This window comes from Microlunatus parietis (genome assembly GCF_013407955.1).
In the GTDB taxonomy this organism is placed as follows: Bacteria; Actinomycetota; Actinomycetes; order Propionibacteriales; family Propionibacteriaceae; genus Microlunatus; species Microlunatus parietis.
Map to the genome: position 1 here is coordinate 2884364 of NZ_JACCBU010000001.1, position 20953 is coordinate 2905316.

At 70.5% G+C, this 20953-nt stretch carries 22 protein-coding genes; 10 read left to right on the plus strand and 12 right to left on the minus strand.

Translation table 11 applies throughout. The features are described from left to right. Nucleotides 1–66: 66 nt before the first annotated feature. Together BKA15_RS13810 and BKA15_RS13815 are read left to right on the plus strand one after the other, a co-directional pair. The gene (locus BKA15_RS13810) at nucleotides 67–903 is read left to right on the plus strand and encodes a TIM barrel protein (protein ID WP_179751630.1); all 837 of its coding nucleotides are present in this window, start codon (nucleotides 67–69) and stop codon (nucleotides 901–903) included. A 12-nt stretch (nucleotides 904–915) separates the two neighbouring features. Beyond that, the gene (locus tag BKA15_RS13815; protein ID WP_179751632.1) at nucleotides 916–1587 is read left to right on the plus strand and encodes a GntR family transcriptional regulator; all 672 of its coding nucleotides are present in this window, start codon (nucleotides 916–918) and stop codon (nucleotides 1585–1587) included. A gap of 118 nt (nucleotides 1588–1705) precedes the next feature. Here BKA15_RS13815 and BKA15_RS13820 read toward each other — a convergent pair whose 3' ends face one another. After that, complete coding sequence (locus BKA15_RS13820; RefSeq protein WP_179751634.1) at nucleotides 1706–2476, minus strand: TetR/AcrR family transcriptional regulator; 771 nt, start codon at nucleotides 2474–2476, stop codon at nucleotides 1706–1708. An 86-nt stretch (nucleotides 2477–2562) separates the two neighbouring features. Here BKA15_RS13820 and BKA15_RS13825 point away from each other — a divergent pair, with 86 nt between their 5' ends. Next, nucleotides 2563–3519 carry an ATP-binding cassette domain-containing protein gene (locus tag BKA15_RS13825; RefSeq protein WP_312879024.1) on the plus strand — a complete coding sequence of 319 codons (957 nt, stop codon included), beginning with the start codon at nucleotides 2563–2565 and terminating at the stop codon, nucleotides 3517–3519. Beyond that, nucleotides 3516–4301 (plus strand): ABC transporter permease, encoded by a 786-nt coding sequence (locus tag BKA15_RS13830; protein ID WP_179751638.1) that lies wholly within the window; start codon nucleotides 3516–3518, stop codon nucleotides 4299–4301. Before BKA15_RS13825 ends, BKA15_RS13830 begins: the two co-directional genes overlap by 4 nt. A gap of 1140 nt (nucleotides 4302–5441) precedes the next feature. Here BKA15_RS13830 and BKA15_RS13835 read toward each other — a convergent pair. Together BKA15_RS13835 and BKA15_RS13840 are read right to left on the minus strand one after the other, a co-directional pair. Then, entirely contained in the window at nucleotides 5442–5918 is a 477-nt protein-coding gene (locus tag BKA15_RS13835; RefSeq protein WP_179751639.1) for a VOC family protein, read from the minus strand. 2 nt (nucleotides 5919–5920) lie between these two features. After that, nucleotides 5921–6253, minus strand: a complete 333-nt coding sequence (locus tag BKA15_RS13840; protein WP_218871303.1) for a PadR family transcriptional regulator — start codon at nucleotides 6251–6253, stop codon at nucleotides 5921–5923. Nucleotides 6254–6314: 61 nt separating this feature from the next. Between BKA15_RS13840 and BKA15_RS13845 the strand changes: the two genes are divergently transcribed. After that, nucleotides 6315–7502 carry a DNA glycosylase AlkZ-like family protein gene (locus BKA15_RS13845; protein WP_179751643.1) on the plus strand — a complete coding sequence of 396 codons (1188 nt, stop codon included), beginning with the start codon at nucleotides 6315–6317 and terminating at the stop codon, nucleotides 7500–7502. A gap of 221 nt (nucleotides 7503–7723) precedes the next feature. Here BKA15_RS13845 and BKA15_RS13850 read toward each other — a convergent pair whose 3' ends face one another. Together BKA15_RS13850 and BKA15_RS13855 are read right to left on the minus strand one after the other, a co-directional pair. Continuing rightward, a complete protein-coding gene (locus BKA15_RS13850; RefSeq protein ID WP_179751644.1) occupies nucleotides 7724–9436 on the minus strand; it encodes a hypothetical protein in 1713 nt (570 codons plus the stop codon). Then, nucleotides 9421–10191 (minus strand): ABC transporter ATP-binding protein, encoded by a 771-nt coding sequence (locus tag BKA15_RS13855; protein WP_179751646.1) that lies wholly within the window; start codon nucleotides 10189–10191, stop codon nucleotides 9421–9423. The genes BKA15_RS13850 and BKA15_RS13855 overlap by 16 nt, the downstream gene beginning before the upstream one ends. A gap of 114 nt (nucleotides 10192–10305) precedes the next feature. On the opposite strand from BKA15_RS13855, the gene BKA15_RS13860 reads away from it, so the two are divergent. The 3 genes from BKA15_RS13860 to BKA15_RS13870 all read left to right on the plus strand — a co-directional run bounded on the left by BKA15_RS13860 (nucleotide 10306) and on the right by BKA15_RS13870 (nucleotide 13337). Beyond that, nucleotides 10306–11544: a sensor histidine kinase gene (locus tag BKA15_RS13860; protein WP_179751648.1), complete on the plus strand. Its 1239-nt coding sequence runs from the start codon at nucleotides 10306–10308 to the stop codon at nucleotides 11542–11544. Continuing rightward, complete coding sequence (locus tag BKA15_RS13865) at nucleotides 11532–12227, plus strand: response regulator (RefSeq protein ID WP_312879025.1); 696 nt, start codon at nucleotides 11532–11534, stop codon at nucleotides 12225–12227. Before BKA15_RS13860 ends, BKA15_RS13865 begins: the two co-directional genes overlap by 13 nt. Nucleotides 12228–12326: 99 nt before the next feature. Then, nucleotides 12327–13337, plus strand: coding sequence for an ABC transporter substrate-binding protein (locus tag BKA15_RS13870; RefSeq protein ID WP_179751650.1), 1011 nt, complete (start codon nucleotides 12327–12329; stop codon nucleotides 13335–13337). A 20-nt stretch (nucleotides 13338–13357) separates the two neighbouring features. Here BKA15_RS13870 and BKA15_RS13875 read toward each other — a convergent pair whose 3' ends face one another. After that, a complete protein-coding gene (locus tag BKA15_RS13875) occupies nucleotides 13358–14761 on the minus strand; it encodes a sulfatase family protein (RefSeq protein ID WP_179751652.1) in 1404 nt (467 codons plus the stop codon). Between the two features lie 42 nt (nucleotides 14762–14803). Here BKA15_RS13875 and BKA15_RS13880 point away from each other — a divergent pair, with 42 nt between their 5' ends. Continuing rightward, complete coding sequence (locus BKA15_RS13880) at nucleotides 14804–15373, plus strand: DinB family protein (protein ID WP_179751654.1); 570 nt, start codon at nucleotides 14804–14806, stop codon at nucleotides 15371–15373. On the opposite strand, the gene BKA15_RS13885 is transcribed toward BKA15_RS13880, so the two are convergent. The 5 genes from BKA15_RS13885 to BKA15_RS13905 are packed head-to-tail and all read right to left on the minus strand — an operon-like array spanning nucleotide 15366 to nucleotide 19373. Then, on the minus strand, nucleotides 15366–15908 hold the full coding sequence (locus tag BKA15_RS13885; RefSeq protein WP_246322339.1) for an RNHCP domain-containing protein: 543 nt from the start codon (nucleotides 15906–15908) through the stop codon (nucleotides 15366–15368). The genes BKA15_RS13880 and BKA15_RS13885 overlap by 8 nt on opposite strands. A 4-nt stretch (nucleotides 15909–15912) precedes the next feature. Then, the gene (locus BKA15_RS13890) at nucleotides 15913–17082 is read right to left on the minus strand and encodes a serine hydrolase domain-containing protein (protein WP_218871304.1); all 1170 of its coding nucleotides are present in this window, start codon (nucleotides 17080–17082) and stop codon (nucleotides 15913–15915) included. Nucleotides 17083–17115: 33 nt separating this feature from the next. Beyond that, nucleotides 17116–18372, minus strand: coding sequence for an RNA polymerase sigma factor (locus BKA15_RS13895; RefSeq protein WP_179751658.1), 1257 nt, complete (start codon nucleotides 18370–18372; stop codon nucleotides 17116–17118). Further along, on the minus strand, nucleotides 18369–18785 hold the full coding sequence (locus tag BKA15_RS13900) for a YciI family protein (RefSeq protein ID WP_218871306.1): 417 nt from the start codon (nucleotides 18783–18785) through the stop codon (nucleotides 18369–18371). Before BKA15_RS13900 ends, BKA15_RS13895 begins: the two co-directional genes overlap by 4 nt. Nucleotides 18786–18791: 6 nt before the next feature. Further along, complete coding sequence (locus tag BKA15_RS13905) at nucleotides 18792–19373, minus strand: dihydrofolate reductase family protein (protein ID WP_179751661.1); 582 nt, start codon at nucleotides 19371–19373, stop codon at nucleotides 18792–18794. An 85-nt stretch (nucleotides 19374–19458) separates the two neighbouring features. Between BKA15_RS13905 and BKA15_RS13910 the strand changes: the two genes are divergently transcribed. Continuing rightward, nucleotides 19459–20022: a TetR/AcrR family transcriptional regulator gene (locus tag BKA15_RS13910; protein ID WP_179751663.1), complete on the plus strand. Its 564-nt coding sequence runs from the start codon at nucleotides 19459–19461 to the stop codon at nucleotides 20020–20022. Nucleotides 20023–20123: 101 nt separating this feature from the next. Here the strand turns inward: BKA15_RS13910 and BKA15_RS13915 are convergent, their stop codons facing one another. Further along, nucleotides 20124–20948, minus strand: coding sequence for an LLM class flavin-dependent oxidoreductase (locus BKA15_RS13915; protein ID WP_179751665.1), 825 nt, complete (start codon nucleotides 20946–20948; stop codon nucleotides 20124–20126). Nucleotides 20949–20953 lie beyond the last annotated feature (5 nt).

Genomic DNA, 20953 nt, shown 5'->3' on the forward strand with positions numbered 1-20953 from the left:
TCAATCCTCAAGTCGGTAAACTTGTCTGTCAAGTTGTCAAGACCGACATTCCAGAACGGAGTGCCCATGCACGGTCACCGCTTCAGCTACGCGGCGAACCTCTCGATCATGTTCACCGAGTACGAGTTCCTGGCCCGGCCCGCCGCAGCGCGCGCCGCAGGCTTCACCATGATCGAGATGTGGTGGCCGTTCGCGGAGCCGGTGGCCGAGCCGGAGCAGGTGGACGCCCTGGTCGGGGCGATCGAGGCGGCCGAGGTCCGGCTGATCGGGCTCAACTTCTTCGGCGGCGACCTGGCCGCCGGACAGCGCGGCGTGGCCAGCCATCCGGCTGCCGCGGGCGACCTGGCGGCGAACGCCGAGCAGGTGGCCGCGATCGCTCGCCGTACCGGCTGCCGCAACTTCAACCTGCTGTACGGGCAGCGGGACGACCGCTGGTCGGTGCCCGAGCAGGAGGAGGCCGCGATCGAGGCGATCCGAAACGCCGCCGCGGTCGTCGCACCGTTCGGCGGCACCGTACTGCTGGAGCCGCTGGCGGCCGGGCTCAACGGCGCCTACCCGCTGACCACGACCGACGAGGTGACCGCGGTGATCGACGCTGTCGCGGCTCCGGCCGACAACGTACGACTACTGTTCGACGTCTTCCACCTCGGCAGCAACGGGGCCGACCTGGTCGCCGAGGCCAGCCGGCAGGGCGGGCGGATCGGCCACGTCCAGCTGGCCGACAGCCCGGGGCGCGGCGAGCCCGGTTCCGGGACCCTGCCGATCGCCGCTGCCCTTGCCGCACTGCCCGACGACTACCCCGGCGTGATCGCCTGCGAGTACCGGCCGACCCGGCGCACCGAGGAGACGCTGGACTGGATCGCCACGGTCGACGGGCCGCCAGCCGCGGGCCCGGATCTGTGAGACGGTAACCCCGTGTCAGACCAGTTCACCCTCGCGCCGTCGTCCCTGACGGACGCCCTGTTCGAGGCCGTACGGAAGCGGATCGTCAACGGTGACATCGCTCCCGGCGAGAAGCTCACCGAGCTGCGGCTGGCCGGCGAATACTCGGTCGCCCGGCCGACCGCCAAGGCCTGCGTCGAGCGGCTCACCGCCGTCGGGCTGCTCCGCCGGACCGCCCACCGCAGCGCGGTCGTGCCTTCGTTCGACGAGGCCGAGATCGTCGACCTCTTCATCGCCCGGGAGGCGGTCGAGCGGTCGGCCGTGCTCGCGCTGGCCAAGCGGAAGTCCGTACCGGAACAGGCGATCACGGCCCAGGCGTCGATCGAGCGGGCGGCCCGTGAGCGCGACTTCCCGAGCCAGGTCGAGGCCGACATCGCCTTCCACTCGTCCCTGGTCGCCGCCGTCGGCAGCGGCCGGCTGCTCCGGATGCACGAATCGATCATGGGCGAGGTGCAACTGACCATGGGCCAGTTCCAGGCCCACCGGACCGCCGATCCGCGGACCGTCGCCCGCGAGCACGCGGAGATCATCGCCGAGATCAAGGCCGGCCGCCCCCGCAAGGCCGAGGACGCCCTGACCACCCACCTGCAGCACGCCCGCGAGCGCCTGCTCTCCCACCTGGAGACGGCGACGACACCGGCCTGATCCCACGGGTCACTCTGGCCCCAAGTTTTTCACGTAACGTGAAAAACTGGCGCTTTACCCGAGAAGTATCTGTGGTAAAGCGCTAAGAAATGTGGGGAAGTCGGGCGTCGGACCGAGGTCATTCGGCGCGGGTGCGCTGTTCGATGTAGAGCTCGATGCCGTCGAGGATCCGATCCAGGCCGAACCGGAACGACAGGTCGGGGTCGGTAGCCGCGTTGTAGGCCTCGCCGGTGCTGGTGCCGACCCGGCCGGCGAGCGGGAAGTCCGTACCCGCCATCACCTTGTCCAGGATCGGCGCGTTGATCTCCCACCATTCCGCGTCGGTCATCCCGGACGTCTCCTGGGTGCGCTTGACCTCGATCGCCAGCCCGGCCGCCCCGGCGGCGAAGCCGGAAACGAGCGTGATCACCTGGTCCATCGAGATGTCGTCCAGCCCGATCCCCTCGATCGCGCGAAGCTGCCACTCGTAGCGGGCCACCACGTACGGACCGAGATTGCCCCGGATCGACTCCGCCTGGAGCAGCCAGGGATGCCGCAGATAGCCGTCGTACAGCTGCCGGCAGACCTTTTTCAGCCGGGTCCGGACGCTCCCCCGATGCGGCTTGACCGGCTGCTCGCCGACCGCCTCGTCGTGCATCAGCGAGATCAGCTCGGCCCGGTTCGCGACGTACGTGTAGACCGACATCACCCGCAGACCGAGCCGGTCGCCGACCTTGCGCATCGACAGCGCGTCCAGCCCCTCGGCATCGGCGATCGCGATGCCGGCCCGGACCACCTCGTCGACGCTCGAACTCTGCTTCGGGCCGCGACTGCCCTGGGTCGCGCCGAGCTCCCGGCGCCAGAGCAGGCGCAGGGTCCGGTCGGGGTTCTGGTCCGCGTCATCCGCCATGGTCGCAGCATAGGCACTAATTCTCCGTTGCGTGTACGATGTTTGGCCGGTACGATCTTCGTACAGCATACGGAATAAGGAGGACGGTGGGTAACAACCACTCACTCGAGGCCCGGTCACTGCGCAAGCGGTACGGGTCGACCCACGCCCTGGACGGCTTCGACCTGAGCGTCCAGGCCGGCACCATTCACGGCCTGCTCGGGCCGAACGGGGCCGGCAAGAGCACGGCCGTGAAGGGACTCTGCACCCTGATCGACCTGGACGACGGGGAGGCCGTCGTCGCCGGCTACGACGTCGCCCGGCAGCCCGGCCAGGTGCGCCGCCGGATCGGCCTGGTCGGGCAGAACGCGGCCGTCGACGAGGTGATCACCGGCGCCGAGAACCTGATCATGTTCGGCCGGCTGTTCGGCCTGACCAAGCGTGCGGCCGCGGCCCGCGCCACCGAACTGCTCACCCAGTTCGGGCTGCCCGACGCCGCCCGGCGACCGGTCTCCACCTATTCGGGCGGGATGCGCCGCCGGCTGGACATCGCGGCCGGTCTGATCCTCACGCCGGCCGTCCTGTTCCTCGACGAACCGACCACCGGGCTCGATCCGCGGGCCCGGAACGAGGTCTGGGCCAGCGTGCGGCTGGTCGCCGACCAGGGCACGACCGTGCTCCTGACGACGCAGTACCTGGACGAGGCCGATCAGCTGGCCGCGGTGATCTCGGTGATGGACCACGGCCGGGTGATCGCCCAGGACACGCCCGACGCCCTGAAGCGGCAACTCGGCGGCGACCGGGTGACGATCACCGTGTTCGAGGCCGATCAGGTGCCGGCGCTCGCCGCGGCCCTGGAACGAGTCAGCACCGACCCGGTGATCATCGATGCCGAAGCCCGGACCCTGACCGTCGAGGCGAGCCGCGGCGGCCCGGCGACTCTGGCCGACTGCGTCCGAGCGCTGGACGCGACCGGGATCGAGGCGGAGGACGTGATGCTGCGCCGGCCGACCCTGGACGAGGTGTTCCTGGCCCTGACCGATCGAGAGGACGTGAGCCGATGAGTGCCGTCGTGAACGGGTGGGTGCTGACCAAACGGGAACTGCTGCACTGGGTCCGGCAGCCCTGGGCGCCGATCTTCAACCTGGCCTTCATCGTACTGTTGTTGATCATGTTCGGGGTGCTGCTCGGCGGTGCGATCCAGATCCCGGGCGGCAGCGGCGGCGACTACATGAGCTACCTGCTGCCGGGCATGTTCACGCTGGCGATGATGTTCGGCCTCGAAGGCACGATGACCGCGATGGCGAACGACGCCAAGCGCGGCATCACGGACCGGTTCCGCTCGATGCCGATCGGCAGTACCGCGGTCACGTTCGGCCGGATCGGCGCGGACATGATCACCTCGGTGGTCGAACTGGTGGTGCTGATCGGCGGTGGCCTGCTGCTCGGCTGGCGGGCCGGCGGCTCGCTCGGTTCGGGGATCATCGCCGTCCTGCTGCTGCTCTGGCTGCGATTCGCGCTGCTCTGGTTCGGCGTCTTCCTCGGTCTGACCATCCGCGGCGACGGCGCCCAGACCGCGGTGTCGGTGCTGGTCTGGCCGATCGGCTTCCTGTCCAACCTGTTCGTGTCGCCGGAGACCATGCCCGGCTGGCTGGCCGCGGCCGCGAGTTGGAATCCCTTGTCCGCAACGGCCGCAGCCACCCGGCAACTGTTCGGCAACCCGACCGGGATCACCGGCGGGCCGCTGGCCGACTACGCGCTGATCATGGCCCTGGCCTGGCCGCTGTTGATCACCGCGATCTTCCTGCCCCTGTCCGCCCGCGCCTACCGGCGACTCCGCCACTAGGCCGAGCCAGGCTCCCCTTCCACGCCGAAACTCCCACTCCCGGTCCGAGGTCACCTGAAGCGGGCCATCGACCGGGGAAGAGTCACGAGCGAGGAAGGGGAGCCCGGGCACACCGCGCGGACGACGAGCGAGGAGCCGGGCGCGGGCGACGGCGAGGAGACGGAGCGCGGGCGACGGGCCAGGAACCGAAGCACGAGCGACGGGCCAGGAACCGAAGCACGAAACCCCGGCAAGGAACCGAAGCGCAGGCCACGGGCCAGGATCGAAGCACGGGCGAACCCCGAAGTGCGAGCGAGTAAGGAAGCGCGGCCCGGAGCCGGACCACACCGCGACGCGGGCGACGCGCAAGGAGCAGCAGCCTGCGAACCCGAAGCACGACCGAAGTAGGAGCCGCGGCAGCAAACTGGACCCATCGCCACAGGGCCGACTGAGCGCCCGGAGCGAGGTGCCGCAGCCGAACCCCGAAACACCGGCGAGCACAAGCAGCACGGCACCGACCAGCGCACCGCGACCCGGGCGACGGGTAAGGAGCAACAGCGCGCGAACCGAGCGCACGAACGAAGAAGGAGCCACCGCACCAATGCGGCGCCAACGCGACCGGGGGCGACGGAGCGCCCGGAGCGAGGGCGAGGGCGAACCCGCGCACGACCGAGGACAGGCAGCACGGCACCGAAACCGGAGCGCACCGCGACACGGAAAACGAGGCTCGGAGCCGGAGCGAGGGCGACCTCCAGGCACGAAGGACGTACCGGTCGCCCGCACTCCCTGGCTGAGCGGGACGGTCCGATCAGCCCGTGTTGTGCGATGCCGAAGATCTTGCGGTCCGACCGTGGATGCCTGTTTCGGCCCCATCGCGAGTGGACGCCTTGGCAGTTCCACAGCCAGATCGATGCCCTTTGGGTCCGCTCGGCGAGGTCGGGTGACGGGCGGCCGGAGAATCTGCGGTCTGGGCGGGATGCCCGGCCCGAAAGGCGACCGGCGGATCGAGAGTCGACTTGGGGACGTTGCCCGGGCCGGCTTCAGGTCGGTACGTCACCACTCCATCTCGGCGCCTCGGTCCAGCCGAGGTGGGTGCGCGCGGATCGGACCGCTTTCCAGGCGGCCGGGGCCGATCGTGCGGCTGGCGGGGGCTGGGTCGGGCTACGGCGCGGTCCGTCGATCATTCTCGTCGAGCGCCTCGGCGGACCAGGTGTCGGCGGCTTCCTGCTGCTCGGCGACGCTCAACTCGCTACGCCGGCTGGCCAGAGACCAGCGATGCCCGAACGGGTCGGTCAGCTGGGCGTACCGATCACCCCAGAAGGCGTCCTCCGGGGGCGCGGTCGGCGTGGCACCGGCGTCGACCGCGGCCCGGAAGGCGGCGTCCACATCCTCGACGTACAAGTGCAGCACGACCGGGCTGCCGCCGATCGCGGTCGGCGAGTCGTCGTCGAAGTCGTCGTGCAGCAGCAGCCGTCCGCCCATGATCAACAACTCGCAGTGGAACACCCGGCCGCCGGGACCGGTGTTGCGGAGCAGCTCGTCGGCGCCGAAGGCCGCGGCATAGAACCGCACCGCGGCGTCCGTGTCGGACACGATCAACTGCGGCGTGACCCCGCGGAACTCGTCGTCGGTGATCATGATCAACCCTCCTCCTCGAGCAGCCGCCGGGCCGGCGGCCGGTCCAGCATTCCGGCCAGGAACCTGGCCTCGGCGGTCACCGCGGCCCGCCCGGCCGGGGTGATCCGGTAACGGCGCTGCCGTTCGGCCCGGCGGTCGGCGCGGACGGCGGCCGGGTCGACGCCGACCTCCTCGATCATGCCGTCCACCCGGAGTCGCTGCAGCGTCCGGTAGAGCGTGCCCGGCCCGAGCTGGATCCGTCCCCCGGTGAGCTCCTCGACGTCCTTGATCAGCCCCCAGCCGTGCCGTTCATCCTGGGACAGTGCGAGCAGCAGGGCGAACTGTGCCGGTGTCACGCCACGCCTCCCACCGTTGAATCCACATTGGATATATCCGGAGTGGATGTATCTTAGCGGCATGGATATGGCGAAGTTGCGCGGCTGGTGGTTCCGCCGGCAGGGCCTGGCGCACCGGCTCGACGGTACGGAGCCGGCCGAGGTGTTGCGGCGGACCGGCTGGGCACGCACGGTCGGCGGCTCGAATCCGTACCTGACCTTGTTCGCGCGCGCCGGGATCGACCGGGCGGCGGCGGACCGAGCGGTGGCCGAGGTGGCGATCTGCGAGTTGCCGTCCGCCCGCGGCTGCACGTACCTGTTGCCCGCCGAGGACTTTGCGATCGGGCTCGCCGCCGGAGCCGGGGCACCGCGGGCCGAGTTGGCGGCGGCGATCAAGCACCTGGACGTCACCGAGGCCGAGATCGATCGGCTCGGCGAGGCGGTGCTGGCGGCGGTGTCCGAGGCCGGCACGCCGCTACAGCCGCAGGACCTCCGGGACCGGCTCGGCGACGCCGCCCGCAGCCTCGGCGAGGCGGGCCGCAAGCGCGGCGTCTCGAGTACGCTGCCGCTGGCGCTCGGCCTGCTACAGTCGGCCGGCGAACTGCGCCGGGTGCCGATCGACGGCCGTCTTGATCAACAGCGGTACGGCTACGTCCGTTGGACCCCGTCGCCGCTGGCCGGCGCCGATATCGATCCCGACCTCGTCGCCGCCGACCTGGCCAGCCGCTACTTCGCGTGGGCCGGCCCGGCGACCCTGGCCCACTTCCGCTGGTTCTCCGGACTCGGCGCGGCCGTGGCGAAGCGGGCCGTGGCGGCGATCGACCTGACCGATCTCGGCGACGGCCGGCTGCTGCCCACCGAACTGGTCGCCGAGTTCGAGGAGTTCACCGCCCCGGCCGATCCCGAGTACGCGCTGGTCGGCTGGATCGACGGCAGCCACCTGCTGCACCGTGACCTGGGCAGGCTGCTGGACCCGGCCGACGCCGACCGCCCGTCACCGCTGGAACCGTCCAAACGACTCGGCGACCTGAAGGACCCACCGTGCCAGTTGATCTTGGACCGAGGCCGGATCGTCGGCCTGTGGGAGTTCGACCCCGTGACCGAGAAGATCGTCAGCCAGCTCTTCGTACCCGAGGACGAAGGGTTGCTGGCCGCGATGGTCGAGACCGAAGGGTTCATCGTCGAGCAGCTCGGCGACGCCCGCGGCTCGGTCCTGGACAGTGCGAAGTCGCGCTCGGCGGCGGTTTCGGCCTTGACCGAGAGCCCTTGATGACAGCTGGAGTACGGAACGCGATCAATCCGCCAGCAGGAGGGTTCGCCACCGTTCCGGACGTCGGTCGAGAGGAACCGCATGATCTCGACCAGCCGGGCTCCCCTCGGCGCGGATGCGAGGCGATCGACGAAGCGATGAGCGACCCGTTTGAGCGATGATCCCAACAGCGCTGCCCGACATCGTGGAGATCGCTCCGGCCGGTCGACGGCTGAGTCGCGTCACACCTTCTCGACCGTTCGTTCGGCGGCCCGCTTCTTCGCCCGGTCCGCCTTCTCCTTTTCCTTGGCGGCTCGGGCCTCCTCCTCCGCCTTCTGGGCCGAGCTCTCCAGGCTGCCGAGCAGGCCGGCGGCGGCGCCGTCGTCGTTGCGGCCGTACCGGATCCGGGTGAACAGGGTCGGCAGCCGGTCGGCGAGGTACGTGATCGTCAGCCGGCCGAGCAGCCAGTAGCCGAGCCAGCCGCTGATCACGCCGACGACGATCGCGAGCCACGGGCCCCAGGGCGGCAGCGCGAGATAGCCGACCACCAGCGCGCCGGCGGTCGGGATGATCAACAGCACGGTCAGCCAGATCGCGAGGTTGGCTTGCAGACTCAGGTCACCGCCGGCGTCGTTCGGGCCGACCCGGCGGCGCGGGTCAACGCCGGGCGACACCGCGACCGCGGAGATCAAGATCGCGAGCCCGCTGGCGACGCCGGTCAGCGCCGGCAGGCCGGCGATCACGGCGGGCCAGGCCCAGTGCTGTCCGGTGAGCATGATCAACAGGACCGAGACGATCAAGGCCGGCGTGCCGAACAGGATGATCATGGCCAGTTGCCGCCCGCGAACGTCCGCCCGGACCGAGCCCGTCCGCTGGCCGACGACGGTGAGCCAGGCGGCCGAGCCGTCCTGGCCGTAGAGGTTGCAGCCGCTGAGGCAGATCATGAACGCGATCATCAGGCCGGACAGCGGCGCGGCCAGCTGATAGGTGCCGGAGAGGTACGCGAACAGGCCGATCACCAGCCCGGTGTAGATCCCGCTGCGCCACTCCAGCTTGCGCCACGGATCGCGCCACCACTGCCGCAACTCCTTGCCCAGCACGGCGCCCAGCTCGGTGGCCGGCAGCAACCGTCGCCCGGTCAACACACGGCTGCCGAGCGGCCGGCGCGTCCCGCGCGCCGTGCCCCCGTCGAGCTGGGGCCGGAGCAGGACGGCGGCCAGGCCGAGCAGCGCGGCGGTGATCACGGCCAGCAGCCCGAGCCAGCCGAACGCGCCGGGCCAGTCTCCCGCAGCCGCCGCCTGCACCGCGTTGAGCGGCCACGAGCTCGGCAGCCAGACCAGCACCGCGCTCACCTGGTCCGAGAGACCGTACGTGATCAACTCCGGGACGGTACGGAACGCCTGCGCGATCACCATCCAGCCGGCCAGCAGGCCGCCGATCAGGAAGCCGAACTGGAGGCCGGCGATCTCCACCCCGAGCCAGGTCCGCATCGCCGAGCCGAGCGCGGCGTAGATCAAGCGGGACACGATGATCGTCATCGCCCAGCCGAGCAGTGCCGCCGGCACCGCCACGACCACCGCGACCGGAGCGAGCGCGAACGCCTGGATCATGATCGCCAGCCCGCCCAGCAGCAGATAGCCCGAAGCGACGCCGGGGAACACCGCGGCCAGCAGGCCGAGCGCCAGCCGTTGCCGCGGGATCGGCAACAGCGTGAAGTACTCGGCCCGCAGCACACCGGCGCCGGACATGGTCACCGGACCGAGCGCGGCACCGGCGAACCAGCAGGCGAAGATCACCATCAGGACCTCGGACCGGACCGCGTCGCCCGCCGCGAACAGCCCGCCGGCCCAAGTGATCAACACCAGCGCCCCGCCGAGCACCCAGCCCGCCAGCCGCATGCCGATCGGCGAGTGCCGCAGCATGGCGAACTTCATCGAGATCAGGATCCCAACCACGACAGCTCCTCCCCGACCAGTTCGCGCTCCCCGACCAGCTCGACGAACCGGTCTTCGAGGCTGCCACCGGCCCGCACCTCGTCGAGGGTTCCCTCGACGGCGACCCGGCCGCGGGCGATGATCGCGACCCGGTCGCAGAGCTGCTCGACCAGTGGCATCACGTGACTGGACATGATCACGGTGCCGCCGGCCGCGACGAAGCGGCGCAGGATCTTGGTCAGCACCCGCCCGGACACCGGGTCGACGGCCTCGTACGGCTCGTCGAGCACCAGCACCTTCGGCGAATGCAGCAGCGCGGTCGCCAGGCCGATCTTCTTCCGCATGCCGGTGGAGTACTCCAGCACCACGGTGCCCAGCTGCTCGGCCTCCTCCAGCTCGAGCACCCGCAACAGCTCCGCGGTCCGGTTCCTGATCACCGTGCGGTCCAGGCCGCGCAGCAGGCCCCAGTAGTCGAGCAGCTCGGCACCGGTCAGCCGCTCCGGCAGCGCCAATCCGTCCGGGAGCACGCCGAGCGCGGTCTTGGCGCCGACCGGGTCCTGCCAGGTGTCGATGCCCAGCACCCGGGCCGTGCCGGAGGTCGGCCGGAGCAGGCCGACGGCCATCGACAGTGCGGTGGTCTTGCCAGCGCCGTTCGGCCCGACCAGCCCGAAGAACGAGCCGCGCGGCACCGCCAGGGTGACGTCGTCCACGGCGATCTTGTCGCCGAACTCCTTGCGCAGCCGGTCCAGCTCGAACGCGTTGCCCTGATCATCCATGGGTCGAGGCTGACCGGGCGTCGGTCGGTCCGGAAGCCGCCGACCGGCCAGATCCGCGGGCCGACCGGCCAAACCTCGTTCACCGCGACAGCCGCCGGACATAAGGTCGGGACCATGCCCACGACCCTGACGCTGCGCCGGCTCGCGGAACGGTTGAACCCGTTCGCGGTGGCCCGGCGCCGCCAGGACTGGGTGATCGACTCCGTGCTGTTCGCCGTGTCGATCTTCGGCATCGTGCTGACGACGTTCGGGATGGCCGGGGTGTTCGCGAGACTGCCGGACTGGTGGCTACCGGTCGACATCGCCGGCGCCGTGATCGCGTCCGCGGCGCTCTGGTGGCGGCGCCGCTATCCCCTGCTGATCGGCTTCCTGCTGGCGCCCCTCGGCGGCCTGTTCCTCACCGCGGGCCCGCCCGCCGTGATCGCGGTCTACACCGTCACCGCGTACCGCCGGACGTTCGGCTACCTCGCCGTGTTCGCGGTGCATCTGATCATCGCAATCGGCTACTACCTGGTCGTCCCGCTGACCGACGAGTTCCTGCTCTGGGTCGTGTTCATGGTGTTGATCTACGGCACCGCGGTCGCGTTCGGCCTCGCCGCGCGAGCCCGGCGGCAGGTGATCGCCGGGCTGATCGATTCGGCCGAACGCGACCGTAACGACTACGAGCGGCAGTTGGCCCAGGTCCGGCAGGCCGAACGGCAGCAGGTCGCGCGCGAGATGCACGACGTGCTGGCGCACCGGATCTCCTTGCTCTCGGTGCATGCGGGCGCCCTCGAGTACCGCAGCCGGGCCGCCGCGGAACAGGGCCGCCCGCTCAGCGGTGAGGAGCTCCGGTCCTCGGTCGGCGTGATCAGGGAGTCGGCCCACCGGGCTCTCGAGGAACTCCGCCAGGTGCTCATGGTGTTGCAAGCGGATCCGTCCGAGGCACCCGGCGAACTCGGTACGGAACGGCCGCAGGTCACCCTGGCCGGACTGCCGGAACTGATCGCCGAGGCGCGAGCCTCCGGCCAGGTGATCAACCTGCATGAGCTCGTCGGCCTTGATCAATTGTCCGACCTGGACAGCCAGCTGCAGCGGACGATCTTCCGTACTATCCAGGAGGGACTGACCAATGCCCGCAAACACACTCCGGGAGCGCAGGTCGAGGTGGAGCTGGCCGGGGTCCCGGGACGAGAGGTCGTGATCATGATCGGTAATCAGCTGCCGGTCGGTGCCACCGAGGCCGAGATCCCTGGGGCCGGCGTCGGCCTCACCGGACTCGCCGAACGGGTCCGGCTGGACGGCGGCCGGTTGTCCCGTACGGTCTCGGACGGCCGATTCGTGCTCACCGCGAGGTTGCCGTGGCGGACCTGAGCGAGGAACCGGTCCGGGTCGCACTGGTCGACGACGACCCGCTCGTGATCACCGGGCTGCGGATGTTGCTGGCCGGCGACCCGTGGATCGAGGTCGTGGCCGAGCTGAACGACGGCGAGCCGGTGCCGGACGCGGTCCGTGATCATCGGCCGGACGTGATCTTGATGGACATCCGGATGCCCGGGGTGGACGGGATCGAGGCCGTCCGCCGGCTGGCCGCGCTGACCGATCCGCCGCCGGTGATCATGCTCACCACGTTCGACGCCGACCAGACCGTGCTGGCCGCGATCCGGGCCGGTGCGGCCGGCTACCTGGTCAAGGACGCGCCGCCCGAGCAGCTCGTCGCCGCCGTGCACGCTGCCGCGGCGGGCGACCCGGTGTTCAGCCCCGCCGTCCTGCGTGCGCTGGTCCGGCACACCCGCCGGCCCGCCGAGCCGGCCGAGGCACCGGTACCGGCTCCGGTCAAGGCCGCGTTCGAAGCGCTCGGCGAACGGGAGCGTGCGATCGCCCGGGGCGTGACCGCGGGGCTGTCCAACGCCGACATCGCCGCCGAGCTCTACCTCTCCGCGGGCACGGTGAAGGCGGCGATCTCCGGCATGCTGGCGAGTCTCGGCCTGGACAACCGGATCCAACTGGCGATCCTGACCCACCGCCTGGACACGACCGACGATCAGCTGCCGTAGGGATCCGACGGCCACCTTCCCGACGGCGCGTCGACGTTCCCGCGGGAACGTCGACCGTCGGTGGCGTGGCCGAGGTTGCCGGGCGTTAGAGTTAGTTATGTGAGCCTTACCTACTCAGGATTCTCGCGGCGACGCGCGCTCGGACTGATCGCGGCCGCGGCCGCAGCCCCGGTGATCGCCGGCTGCCAATCGGTCGCCCCGGCGACCCCGGCCGGATCCGGCGCACCGGCCGCCGGTTTCCCGGTCACCATCGAGCACGCCAGGGGCACCACGACCCTCGAGACGCCGCCGGCCAAGATCATCACCGTCGGCTTCACCGACCATGAGTTCTTCCTCGCCCTCGGTGTGCGGCCGATCGGGGTCCGGGCCTGGTTCGGCGAGGAGATCGACCACACCTGGCCCTGGATCAAACCGGCCTGGGGTGACACCGAGGTGACCTACATCGGCAGCCAGGACCTGGAGTACGAGAAGATCGCCGAGCTGGCGCCGGACGTGATCGTCGGGCTGTACGCCGAGCTCGAGGAGGACGTCTACACCAAGCTGTCCGCGATCGCGCCGACGGTCGCCGAGGATCCGGACAGTGCGCCCTACACGACCGACCGGGCGGTCATGTTCCGCAACGCGGCCAAGATCATCGGCAAGTCGGCCGAGGCGGACCGGATCCTGGCCGGCCTGGACGAGCGGTTCGCCACCGTACGCAAGGAACATCCGGAGTTCGCCGAGCAGACCGCCGCCGTGGTCGATCCCGGGCAGCAGACGTTCTACGCCTTCGGCAAGGACGATCCGCGCGGGCGGTTCCTGAGCGATCTGGGGTACCGGACGCCGGACGACGTGAACAAGATCATCGGCGACAAGTTCGGCGCCGAGATCTCGCCGGAGCGGATCGATGTGCTCGATCTGGATCGGCTGCTGTTGCTGGCCGACGCCGACACCCGTAAGTGGCTCGCGGCCAACAAGCTCTATCAACAGCTCGCGGTCACCCGGGAGAAGCGCACCCTGGAGATCCCCTACTACGAGGAGCCGTTCGCCGGCGCCGCGATGGCCTACAACACGCCGCTCAGCGTCCCGTACGCGCTGGACAACCTGGTGCCCCAACTCGCCGGAAGCTGATCAACGTTCCCGGCGCCGAATCAGGGCAGGCCGGCGACCAGGTCGCGGTCGTCGACCTCCAACTGACGCTGCCGGAGCTGGCCGATCAGGTCCTGGGCGACGGCGGCGTATTCCGGGGCGTTGTAGAGGTTGACCAGTTCGGCGGCGTCGAGGTCGAGGTCGTACAACTCGAACTCGGATGCCTGGTAGCCGGTGCCGCCAGGTGCCGGCTCCAGGTAGCAGATCAGCTTGTAGCGCTCGGTCCGGACGCCCAGCTGGGCCGGCACGGCGTGCGGCTCGGACAGGTGCTCCCAGTAGCGGTGGTAGACGCAGGTCTGCGGCTCCGCCGGCGGGCGCCCGGCCAGTGAGTCGGTCAGGCTGTAGCCCTGCAGCCGCTCGGGCAGCGGCGCACCGGCCAGGTCCAGCAGCGTCGGTGCGAAGTCGAGGTTGGTGACCAGGTCGGTGCAGACGCTGCCCGGTGTGATCAACGGCGGATAGCTGACCAGGAGCGGCATCCGGAGCGATTCCTCATACGTCAGGCGCTTGTCGTACCAGCCGTGATCACCGAGGAAGAAGCCCTGGTCGGAGGTGTAGATGATCACGGTCTCGTCGGTCAGACCCTGCTCCTCGACCCAGTCCAGCACCCGGCCGACGTTGCGGTCGACCGAGGCGATGCAACGCAGGTAGTCCTTGATGTAGCGCTGGTAGCGCCAGGACCGCTCCTCCTCCGCGGACAGGCCGTGCGGTACCGGCTGCTTGAGATCCCGCTCGGTCAGGTCGGCCATGCTCATCTTCACGCCGGCCAGCACGGCGGCGCGTCCGTCATGATCATCGGCGAACATCTCCGGTTCCGGGATGTCCACGTCGTCGTACAGCGTTGCGTGCTTGGTGTCCGGGTCCCACGGCCGGTGCGGCGCCTTGTGGTTGATCATCATCAGGAACGGCTTCGTCGGGTCCCGCCGGTCCAGCCAGCCGAGCGACAGGTCGGTGATGATGTCGGTGACGTAGCCCGGATGCCGCTGCGCACCGTCCGGACCGATCAGCTCCGGATCGTGGTAGTCGCCCTGGCCGGGCAGCACCCGCCAGTAGTCGAACCCGGCCGGTTCGTTCTCCGGAGTGTGCCCGAGATGCCACTTGCCGACCAGCGCGGTCTGGTAGCCGGCCTTCCGGAGGTCCTTCTGCAGTTGCGGTCTGGTGTTGTCCAGGGTGTCGAACAGGGTCCGGACTCCGTTGACGTGGCTGTATTCACCGGTCAGGATCGCGGCCCGGCTGGGCGTGCAGATCGCGTTGGTGCAGAAGCAGTTGTCGAACCGCATCCCGGCTGCCGCGATCCGGTCCAGGTGCGGGGTCCGGTTGATCCGGCTGCCGTAGCTGCCGATCGCGTGGGCGGCATGATCATCGCTCATGATCATGATCAGGTTCGGTCGACGCGCAGCGTGGTCCATGATCGCATGGTAGCCGTCGGCGGCGGGTGCGATGATCAGGGGATGACGACTCAGCAGGCCCTCAAGGAGGCCATGCACGACTATCTGCGCGCCGCGCGGAAGACCATGATGACCAAGATCGACGGCATCGGCGAGTACGACCGGCGCCGGCCGATGACACCGAGCGGCACCAACCTGCTCGGCCTGATCAAGCACCTCGCCGGCCTCGAGTTCGGCTACCTCGGCACCACGTTCGGCCGTCCGCCGGAGCGGCTGCTGCCGTGGATCGAGAGCGACGCGATCTGGGAGGGCGCCGACATGTTCGCCACTCCGGACGAGTCGACCGACTACCTGCTCGGTTGCTACCGGGACGGCTGCGCGCACGCGGACGCGACGATCGAGGCACTGGACCTGGACAGCCCGGGCTCGGTGCCGTGGTGGGACGAGGCGAAGCGGGACACCACGCTCGGCGTGATCATGACCCGGATGATCGCCGAGACCAGTCAGCACGCCGGGCACGCCGACATCATCCGCGAACTGATCGACGGCAGCACCGGTTCGGACGCCGCCGACCCCGACGGGTGGCGGACCTGGCACGACAAGATCCAGGCGGCCGCCGACGCGTTCAGGTAGCCACGTGACCTCCTTGCTTCTTGATCATCTTGCCGTGCCGCGGCTTCCTCGGTCCGGGCGATGCCGGACGACGGTCGCCATCGTCGGAGTCGGCGGCGAAGGGGACGAACGGCATCGTCAGCGGCAGAGCGGCCAACCGCATCAGTTGGAGGACGTTGTCGTCGCCGGCGGTCTTGTTCAGCCGAAGCCGGCCGCACTGGGTGCAGCGGTGGATCAGCACCCAGCGGCCTTCGCCGCGGACGGTCACCGCGATCGGCTCCATGCCGCCGGAGCAGTCGGCGTCCCGGTCTCCGGGGACGTTGCGATCAAGATGCCGCGACCACAGACAGGCGGGGCAGTGGTTGCGATGGGTGGTGCCGGGCGCGTCGAGGGAGACCTCTACCGCGCAGTGGGCGCACCGGAACGAGCGTGCGAATGCCAAGTCGAAAGACCTTTCAGGGCGAGGGTGCAGGACGAAACAGTCATGGTTCTCGCCTCCTTTCGCGTCGGCATCGATCGTGTCCTCACCCCACCAGCCGCGCCGCGGCCGGGTCAACCGGTTATCCCCGGTAGAGGGCGGCGACGAGGTTGTTGATCCGGAGGTCGTTGCCCTCGAGCAGCTCCGACCCACGATTCGGTACGTACGCGAGGGTGAGGCCGCGGTCCGGGTCGGCCAGCGCGAACGAACCCGTCGCGCCGCCGTGGCCGAAGCTGCCCGGACTCGCAGCGGCCGGGAAGAGCGGGCCGCCGGGCAGCATGAAGCCGAGCCCGAAGTCGCTGCGCAGCCGCAGCACTTGGTCCAGCCCGCTGGAGTGCGACCGGCGGACCTCGGCCAGCAGTTCCGGGCCGATCAACCGGACCCCGTCCACCTCGCCGATCAGCGCGGCATAGGTGCGGGCCAGCCCGGCGGCGGAGGCCACTCCATCGGTGGACGGCGCCTCCACCTGGACGTAGCGCGGGTCGTTGGCGGACTCCCAGCCGAACGCCATGCTGGCGTACATCGCCCGGAAGGTCAGCGACGACGGGTCGTTCAGCGCCTCGAACAGCGGGCGGAGCTCCGGGACGTCGGCGCCGAGCCGCACCGTCTCCGGATCGTCCGGGGTGATCATCTCGGCCAGCCGCGGCAGCTCCGCGGCCGGCAGCCCGATGAAGCAGTCCAGCCCGAGCGGGCCGGCCAACTCCTCGGCGAACCAACGACCGACGGTCCGGCCGGTGACCCGCAGCATGATCGCGCTCAGCGCGTGGCCGATGGTCAGGCCGTGATAGCCGTGCGCCGTCCCCGGCGGCCACTCGGGACGCGCGGCCGCGATGGCGTCCATGATCGGGGTTCCGGCCACCTCGTCCTCGTACGTGATCGGCCGGTGCGCCAGGCTGACCACGCCGGAACGGTGCGCCAGCAAGTCGCGCAGGGTCACCGCCGCCTTGCCCGCCGCGGCGAACTCCGGCCAGGTGTCCGCGATCGGCCGGTCCAGGTCCAGGATGCCGCGGTCGACCAGAGTCAACACCGCCGTGGCCGCAAGCGTCTTCGTCACCGAGGCGATGTTGGCGAGCGTGTCCGGGGCCCAGGGCCGCCGGCCCGCCGCATCGGCCACCCCGCCCCAGAGGTTCGCCACCGGCTCGCCGTCGGCGTACACACAACAACTCGCGCCGATCTCGCGTCCCTCGGCGAAGTTCTGCTCGAACGCGTCCCGCACCGCCGCGAAGCGCGGCTCGCACTCTCCGTGGATCATGATCACCCTCCCTACCGACCGGTCGGTTGGGAGTTACGATAGCACCTCGGAACGATGGGCGGCCAGGTAGGACCGGACCATCGGGTCGCCGGCCAGGAAGATCGCCCGGTCGAAGGCCGCCGCCGCGTCCTCGGTCCGGCCGAGCCGGGCGAGCAGATCGGCCCGCACCGCGTGATAGGGCTGAAACGCTTCCACAGCAGGCGCTTCCGCGGCGAGCCCGTCGAGTTGATCAAGGCCGGACGCGGGCCCGTCGGTCCGCGCGACGACGGCGGCCAAGGCGACCCGGCCGCCCAGGCTCGGGGCCACCCGGACCAGCGCGGCATAGAGCGTACGCAGGGCCGGCCAGTCCGTCACGCCCGTCCGCCGCCGAGCACAGTGCACCGCCTGGATCGCCGCCTCCAGCTGGAACCGGCCGGGAGGGGTCGCTGCGGCCCGGCGCAGATAGCCTTCCCCCTCGGTGATCATGGACGCGTCCCAGCCGCCCGGATCCTGCTCCTCCAGCGGTACGTACTCGTCGGCGCCGGCCGGGCGCCGGGCCTGGGCCAGGGTGATCAACGCCGCCAGGCCCCACGCCTCCGGTTCGGTCCCGAGCAGTTCGGCCAGCGTGACGGCGAGAAATTGCGCCTCGCCGGCCAGCGATTCCGGTGCCGTCGCGGGCAGCTCGACGGCCGGCCAGGCGATCGCGTAGCAGGCGTACACCGCCTCCAGCACGGCCGGCAGCCGCTCCGCGAGCCGCCGGCGATCCGGGACCGCGAACGGGATCCGGGCGTCCTTGATCCGCCGCTTGGCCCGGACCAGCCGCTGCGCCATCGTCGCGGCCGGGACGGCGAAGGCGCGGCCGATCTGAGCGGCCTCGAAGCCGAGCACCGTCTGCAGCATCAGCGGCGCCCGGACCGCCGGGTCGATCGCCGGGTGGGCACAGACGAAGAGCAGCTCGAGCCGCTTCTCCCCCAGCGCGTCGGAGTCGAGCGCCTCCGGCCCGACTGCCGTACCAAGATCAACTTCGGTTTCATGATCATCCGGCAGCGGCACGCTGGTCCGGTAGGCGGACGACTTCCAGCGGTCCCGGAGCCGGTTCCGGGCGACGGTGAGCAGCCAGCCGTCCGGGTTGTCCGGCACACCGTCGGCCGGCCAGCGGCTCAGCGCCTGCTCGAAGGCCGCGGCGAGGGCGTCCTCGGCGCCGGCAAGATCACCGTTGGGCGCGGCGAGCAGGGCGACCAGCCGACCGTAGCTGACGCGCGCGGCCCGGTCCGCCGCCGCGGCGGCCTCGGCGGCGGGACCGTCGCTCATTGGGTCGGGCAGTTGCCCGGTGCCACTCCGTGGTTCGGGGTCCAGACGCCGTCGACGGTGTGGGTCGCCCCGGGCCTGATCTCCACCGAACCCCAGGAGATCGACGGCGCCTGCCGGGCCCACTCGATCGCGGCGTCGAGGTCGGGCACGTCGATCACGAACGTGCCGCCGAGTTGTTCCTTGGTGTCGGCGAACGGTCCGTCCTGGACCCGCAGCGTCCCGTCCACCGCGGTCAGCGTGGTGGTGTTGACCGAAGGCTGCAGGACCTCCGCGCCGATCAGGACTCCGGCGGCCTGCAGGGCCGCGGCGTAAGCGGTGAACTCCCGCTGGCCCTCGGCCATCGCCTCGGGGCTGAGTTCCTCGTCGTTGGGTTCCGGGTAGTGCAGCAGCAGCGTGTAACGCATGTCGATCATCCTCTCTCAACGGGTGGTGTAGTGGGCGGAGATCACTCCGGCCGGGCTGGTCAGGACCTTGCGCAGGGTCAGATCGGACGTCTCGCCCGCTCCGAACATCCGCCGGCCCGAACCGAGCACCACCGGGTTGATCAGCAGGAGGTAGTCGTCGATCAGTCCGGCCGGTCGGAGGGCGTCGATCAGGTCGCCGCTGCCCATCACGACCAGCGCCCCGGTCGCCTGTTCCTTGAGCGCGGCGACCGTCTCGGCGGCCTCGCCGGCCAGCAGGGTCGAATTCGGATAGCCGAGTTCGGTGTCGGCGGACCGGGAGACGACGTACTTCGGGGTGTTGACCAGGCCGTCGGCGAACGGGTTCGGCTCCGGAGTGGTGGTCCAGTGCCGGAGCAGGTCGCAGTAGGTACGGTGCCCGAACAGCCAGGCGAACCCGCCCGTCCAGAAGTCGCCGAGGAATCCGTCCGGCTGCTCGCCCGCGTGCCGTGCCGCCCAGCCGCCGTGCACGAACCCGCCGCGCGAATCCTCGTCCGGGCCGCCGGGACCCTGCATGACTCCGTCGAGCGTGAGGTGCTGGAACACGGTGATGGTCGCCATCTCTGCCTCCTTGATCGTGGGTGGTCGCAGTGATGACGATTCGGCCGGAACCCGATCGACAGCCCGGCCGGTAGAGTTTCCGGCCGTGAGCCGTACCGCCGAGACGGGCACCACCCGGGACCGGATCCTGGCCGTGTCCCGCGACCTGTTCGGCACGCACAGCTACGGCGCGACCTCGATGCGGCAGGTCGCGGACGGGGTCGGGATCACCAAGGCCTCGCTCTATCACCACTTCACCAGCAAGGCCGAGATCCTGGCCGAACTCGTCGAGTCGCCGATCGCGGAACTGGGAGCGGCGATCGAGGCCGCCGAGCAGGTGACCGGGCTGGCCGCGCGGCAGCAGGCCCTGCTCGAGGGCTGCGTCGACGCCATGCTGCGGCACCGGGAGACCATGGCCCTGCTGCTCCGGGACGCTTCCGTGTACGGCGATCAGACGCTGAACACCATGGAACGGGTGGTCGGCTTCAGCCACCGGGCCGCCGCGGTGCTGGCCGGGCCGCGCCCGAGCCGGCGCCGGCGGATCCGGGCCGCCCAGGCCTTCGCCGCCGCGACCGACCCGATCAGCCAGTTCGCCGACGTACCCGTTGATCAACTACGCCGCGAACTGCTCGCCGGCGCCCTCGCCGTCCTCCACGCCGACACTCCCTGAGCTTGTCGAAGGGCAAGCCGGATCCGGCTCGGCCCTTCGACAAGCTCAGGGCACGGCGACCACACTGCCCCGGCCCTTCGACAGGCTCAGGGAACGAGGTGCTACCGGGGCGGGCCCTGGCGGACTCGTTCGAGCAGGGTGGCGGGGTCGTTCGGGGCCTCCCAGCGGGACTCGATCCACCAGGTCGCGCCGGCGTCGGCCAGCGGCTTCAGGTGTCTCGCGGCCCAGCCCGCGTCGTCGCCGGGCGAAACGCCTTCGATGATCAACTCCCGAGTCGAGGCGTTCCGGTCCCTCAGCCAGCCGATGATCTTGGTGACGTCGTCCGGTGACAGCTGGCGGGTGGAGTCCTCCGAAAGGGACGGCAGGATCCCGTCCCAGCGGGCGGCTCGGGCCATCGACTTGGGCCGTGGCCAGGCCGCGACCACCCAGATCGGGATCCGCGGCCGCTGCACCGGGCGCGGCTCGAACCGCAGCCCGTCCACCCGGTAGTGCTCGCCCGCGAAGTCGACCCGCTCGCCCAACCAGGCCTGTTCCATGATCGCCAGCGTCTCGTCCAGCAGCGCGGCCCGGGTCCGCCGGTCGGTGGCCTCCGGCGGCCCGACCTTGCCGAACCCGCCGTCGTCCGCCGCGCCGAGGCCGACCGGGATCACCAGCCGGCCGCCGGAGAGATGGTCGATCGTCATCGCCTCGCGGGCCACCTTCCAGGGGCGGCGCCGGGTCAGCGCGAACACCATCGCGCCCAGGGTGATCCGCTCAGTCCGGACCGCCGCCGCGGCCAGGATCGCCCACGGGTCGTACATGTCCATGGCGCCGATGGACATGCCATCCCAGCTGAAGAAGCCGTCCCAGCCGGCCCGTTCCGCCTCGACCGCCAGCTCGACCTGCTCGTTCGGGTTCCCGGTGCTTGCTATGAATCCGTACCTCATCCGGG

Excerpts from the sequence above, each read along its gene's own strand:
- BKA15_RS13820 (WP_179751634.1), bottom strand. The coding sequence starts at position 2,476 with ATGGCGGATGACGCGGACCAGAACCCCGACCGGACCCTGCGCCTGCTC.
- BKA15_RS13915 (WP_179751665.1), bottom strand. The coding sequence starts at position 20,948 with ATGAGGTACGGATTCATAGCAAGCACCGGGAACCCGAACGAGCAGGTC.
- BKA15_RS13905 (WP_179751661.1), bottom strand. The coding sequence starts at position 19,373 with ATGGCGACCATCACCGTGTTCCAGCACCTCACGCTCGACGGAGTCATG.
- BKA15_RS13900 (WP_218871306.1), bottom strand. The coding sequence starts at position 18,785 with ATGATCGACATGCGTTACACGCTGCTGCTGCACTACCCGGAACCCAAC.
- BKA15_RS13830 (WP_179751638.1), top strand. The coding sequence starts at position 3,516 with ATGAGTGCCGTCGTGAACGGGTGGGTGCTGACCAAACGGGAACTGCTG.
- BKA15_RS13855 (WP_179751646.1), bottom strand. The coding sequence starts at position 10,191 with ATGGATGATCAGGGCAACGCGTTCGAGCTGGACCGGCTGCGCAAGGAG.
- BKA15_RS13835 (WP_179751639.1), bottom strand. The coding sequence starts at position 5,918 with ATGATCACCGACGACGAGTTCCGCGGGGTCACGCCGCAGTTGATCGTG.
- BKA15_RS13860 (WP_179751648.1), top strand. The coding sequence starts at position 10,306 with ATGCCCACGACCCTGACGCTGCGCCGGCTCGCGGAACGGTTGAACCCG.
- BKA15_RS13875 (WP_179751652.1), bottom strand. The coding sequence starts at position 14,761 with ATGGACCACGCTGCGCGTCGACCGAACCTGATCATGATCATGAGCGAT.
- BKA15_RS13880 (WP_179751654.1), top strand. The coding sequence starts at position 14,804 with ATGACGACTCAGCAGGCCCTCAAGGAGGCCATGCACGACTATCTGCGC.
- BKA15_RS13890 (WP_218871304.1), bottom strand. The coding sequence starts at position 17,082 with ATGATCCACGGAGAGTGCGAGCCGCGCTTCGCGGCGGTGCGGGACGCG.
- BKA15_RS13845 (WP_179751643.1), top strand. The coding sequence starts at position 6,315 with ATGGATATGGCGAAGTTGCGCGGCTGGTGGTTCCGCCGGCAGGGCCTG.
- BKA15_RS13895 (WP_179751658.1), bottom strand. The coding sequence starts at position 18,372 with ATGAGCGACGGTCCCGCCGCCGAGGCCGCCGCGGCGGCGGACCGGGCC.
- BKA15_RS13810 (WP_179751630.1), top strand. The coding sequence starts at position 67 with ATGCACGGTCACCGCTTCAGCTACGCGGCGAACCTCTCGATCATGTTC.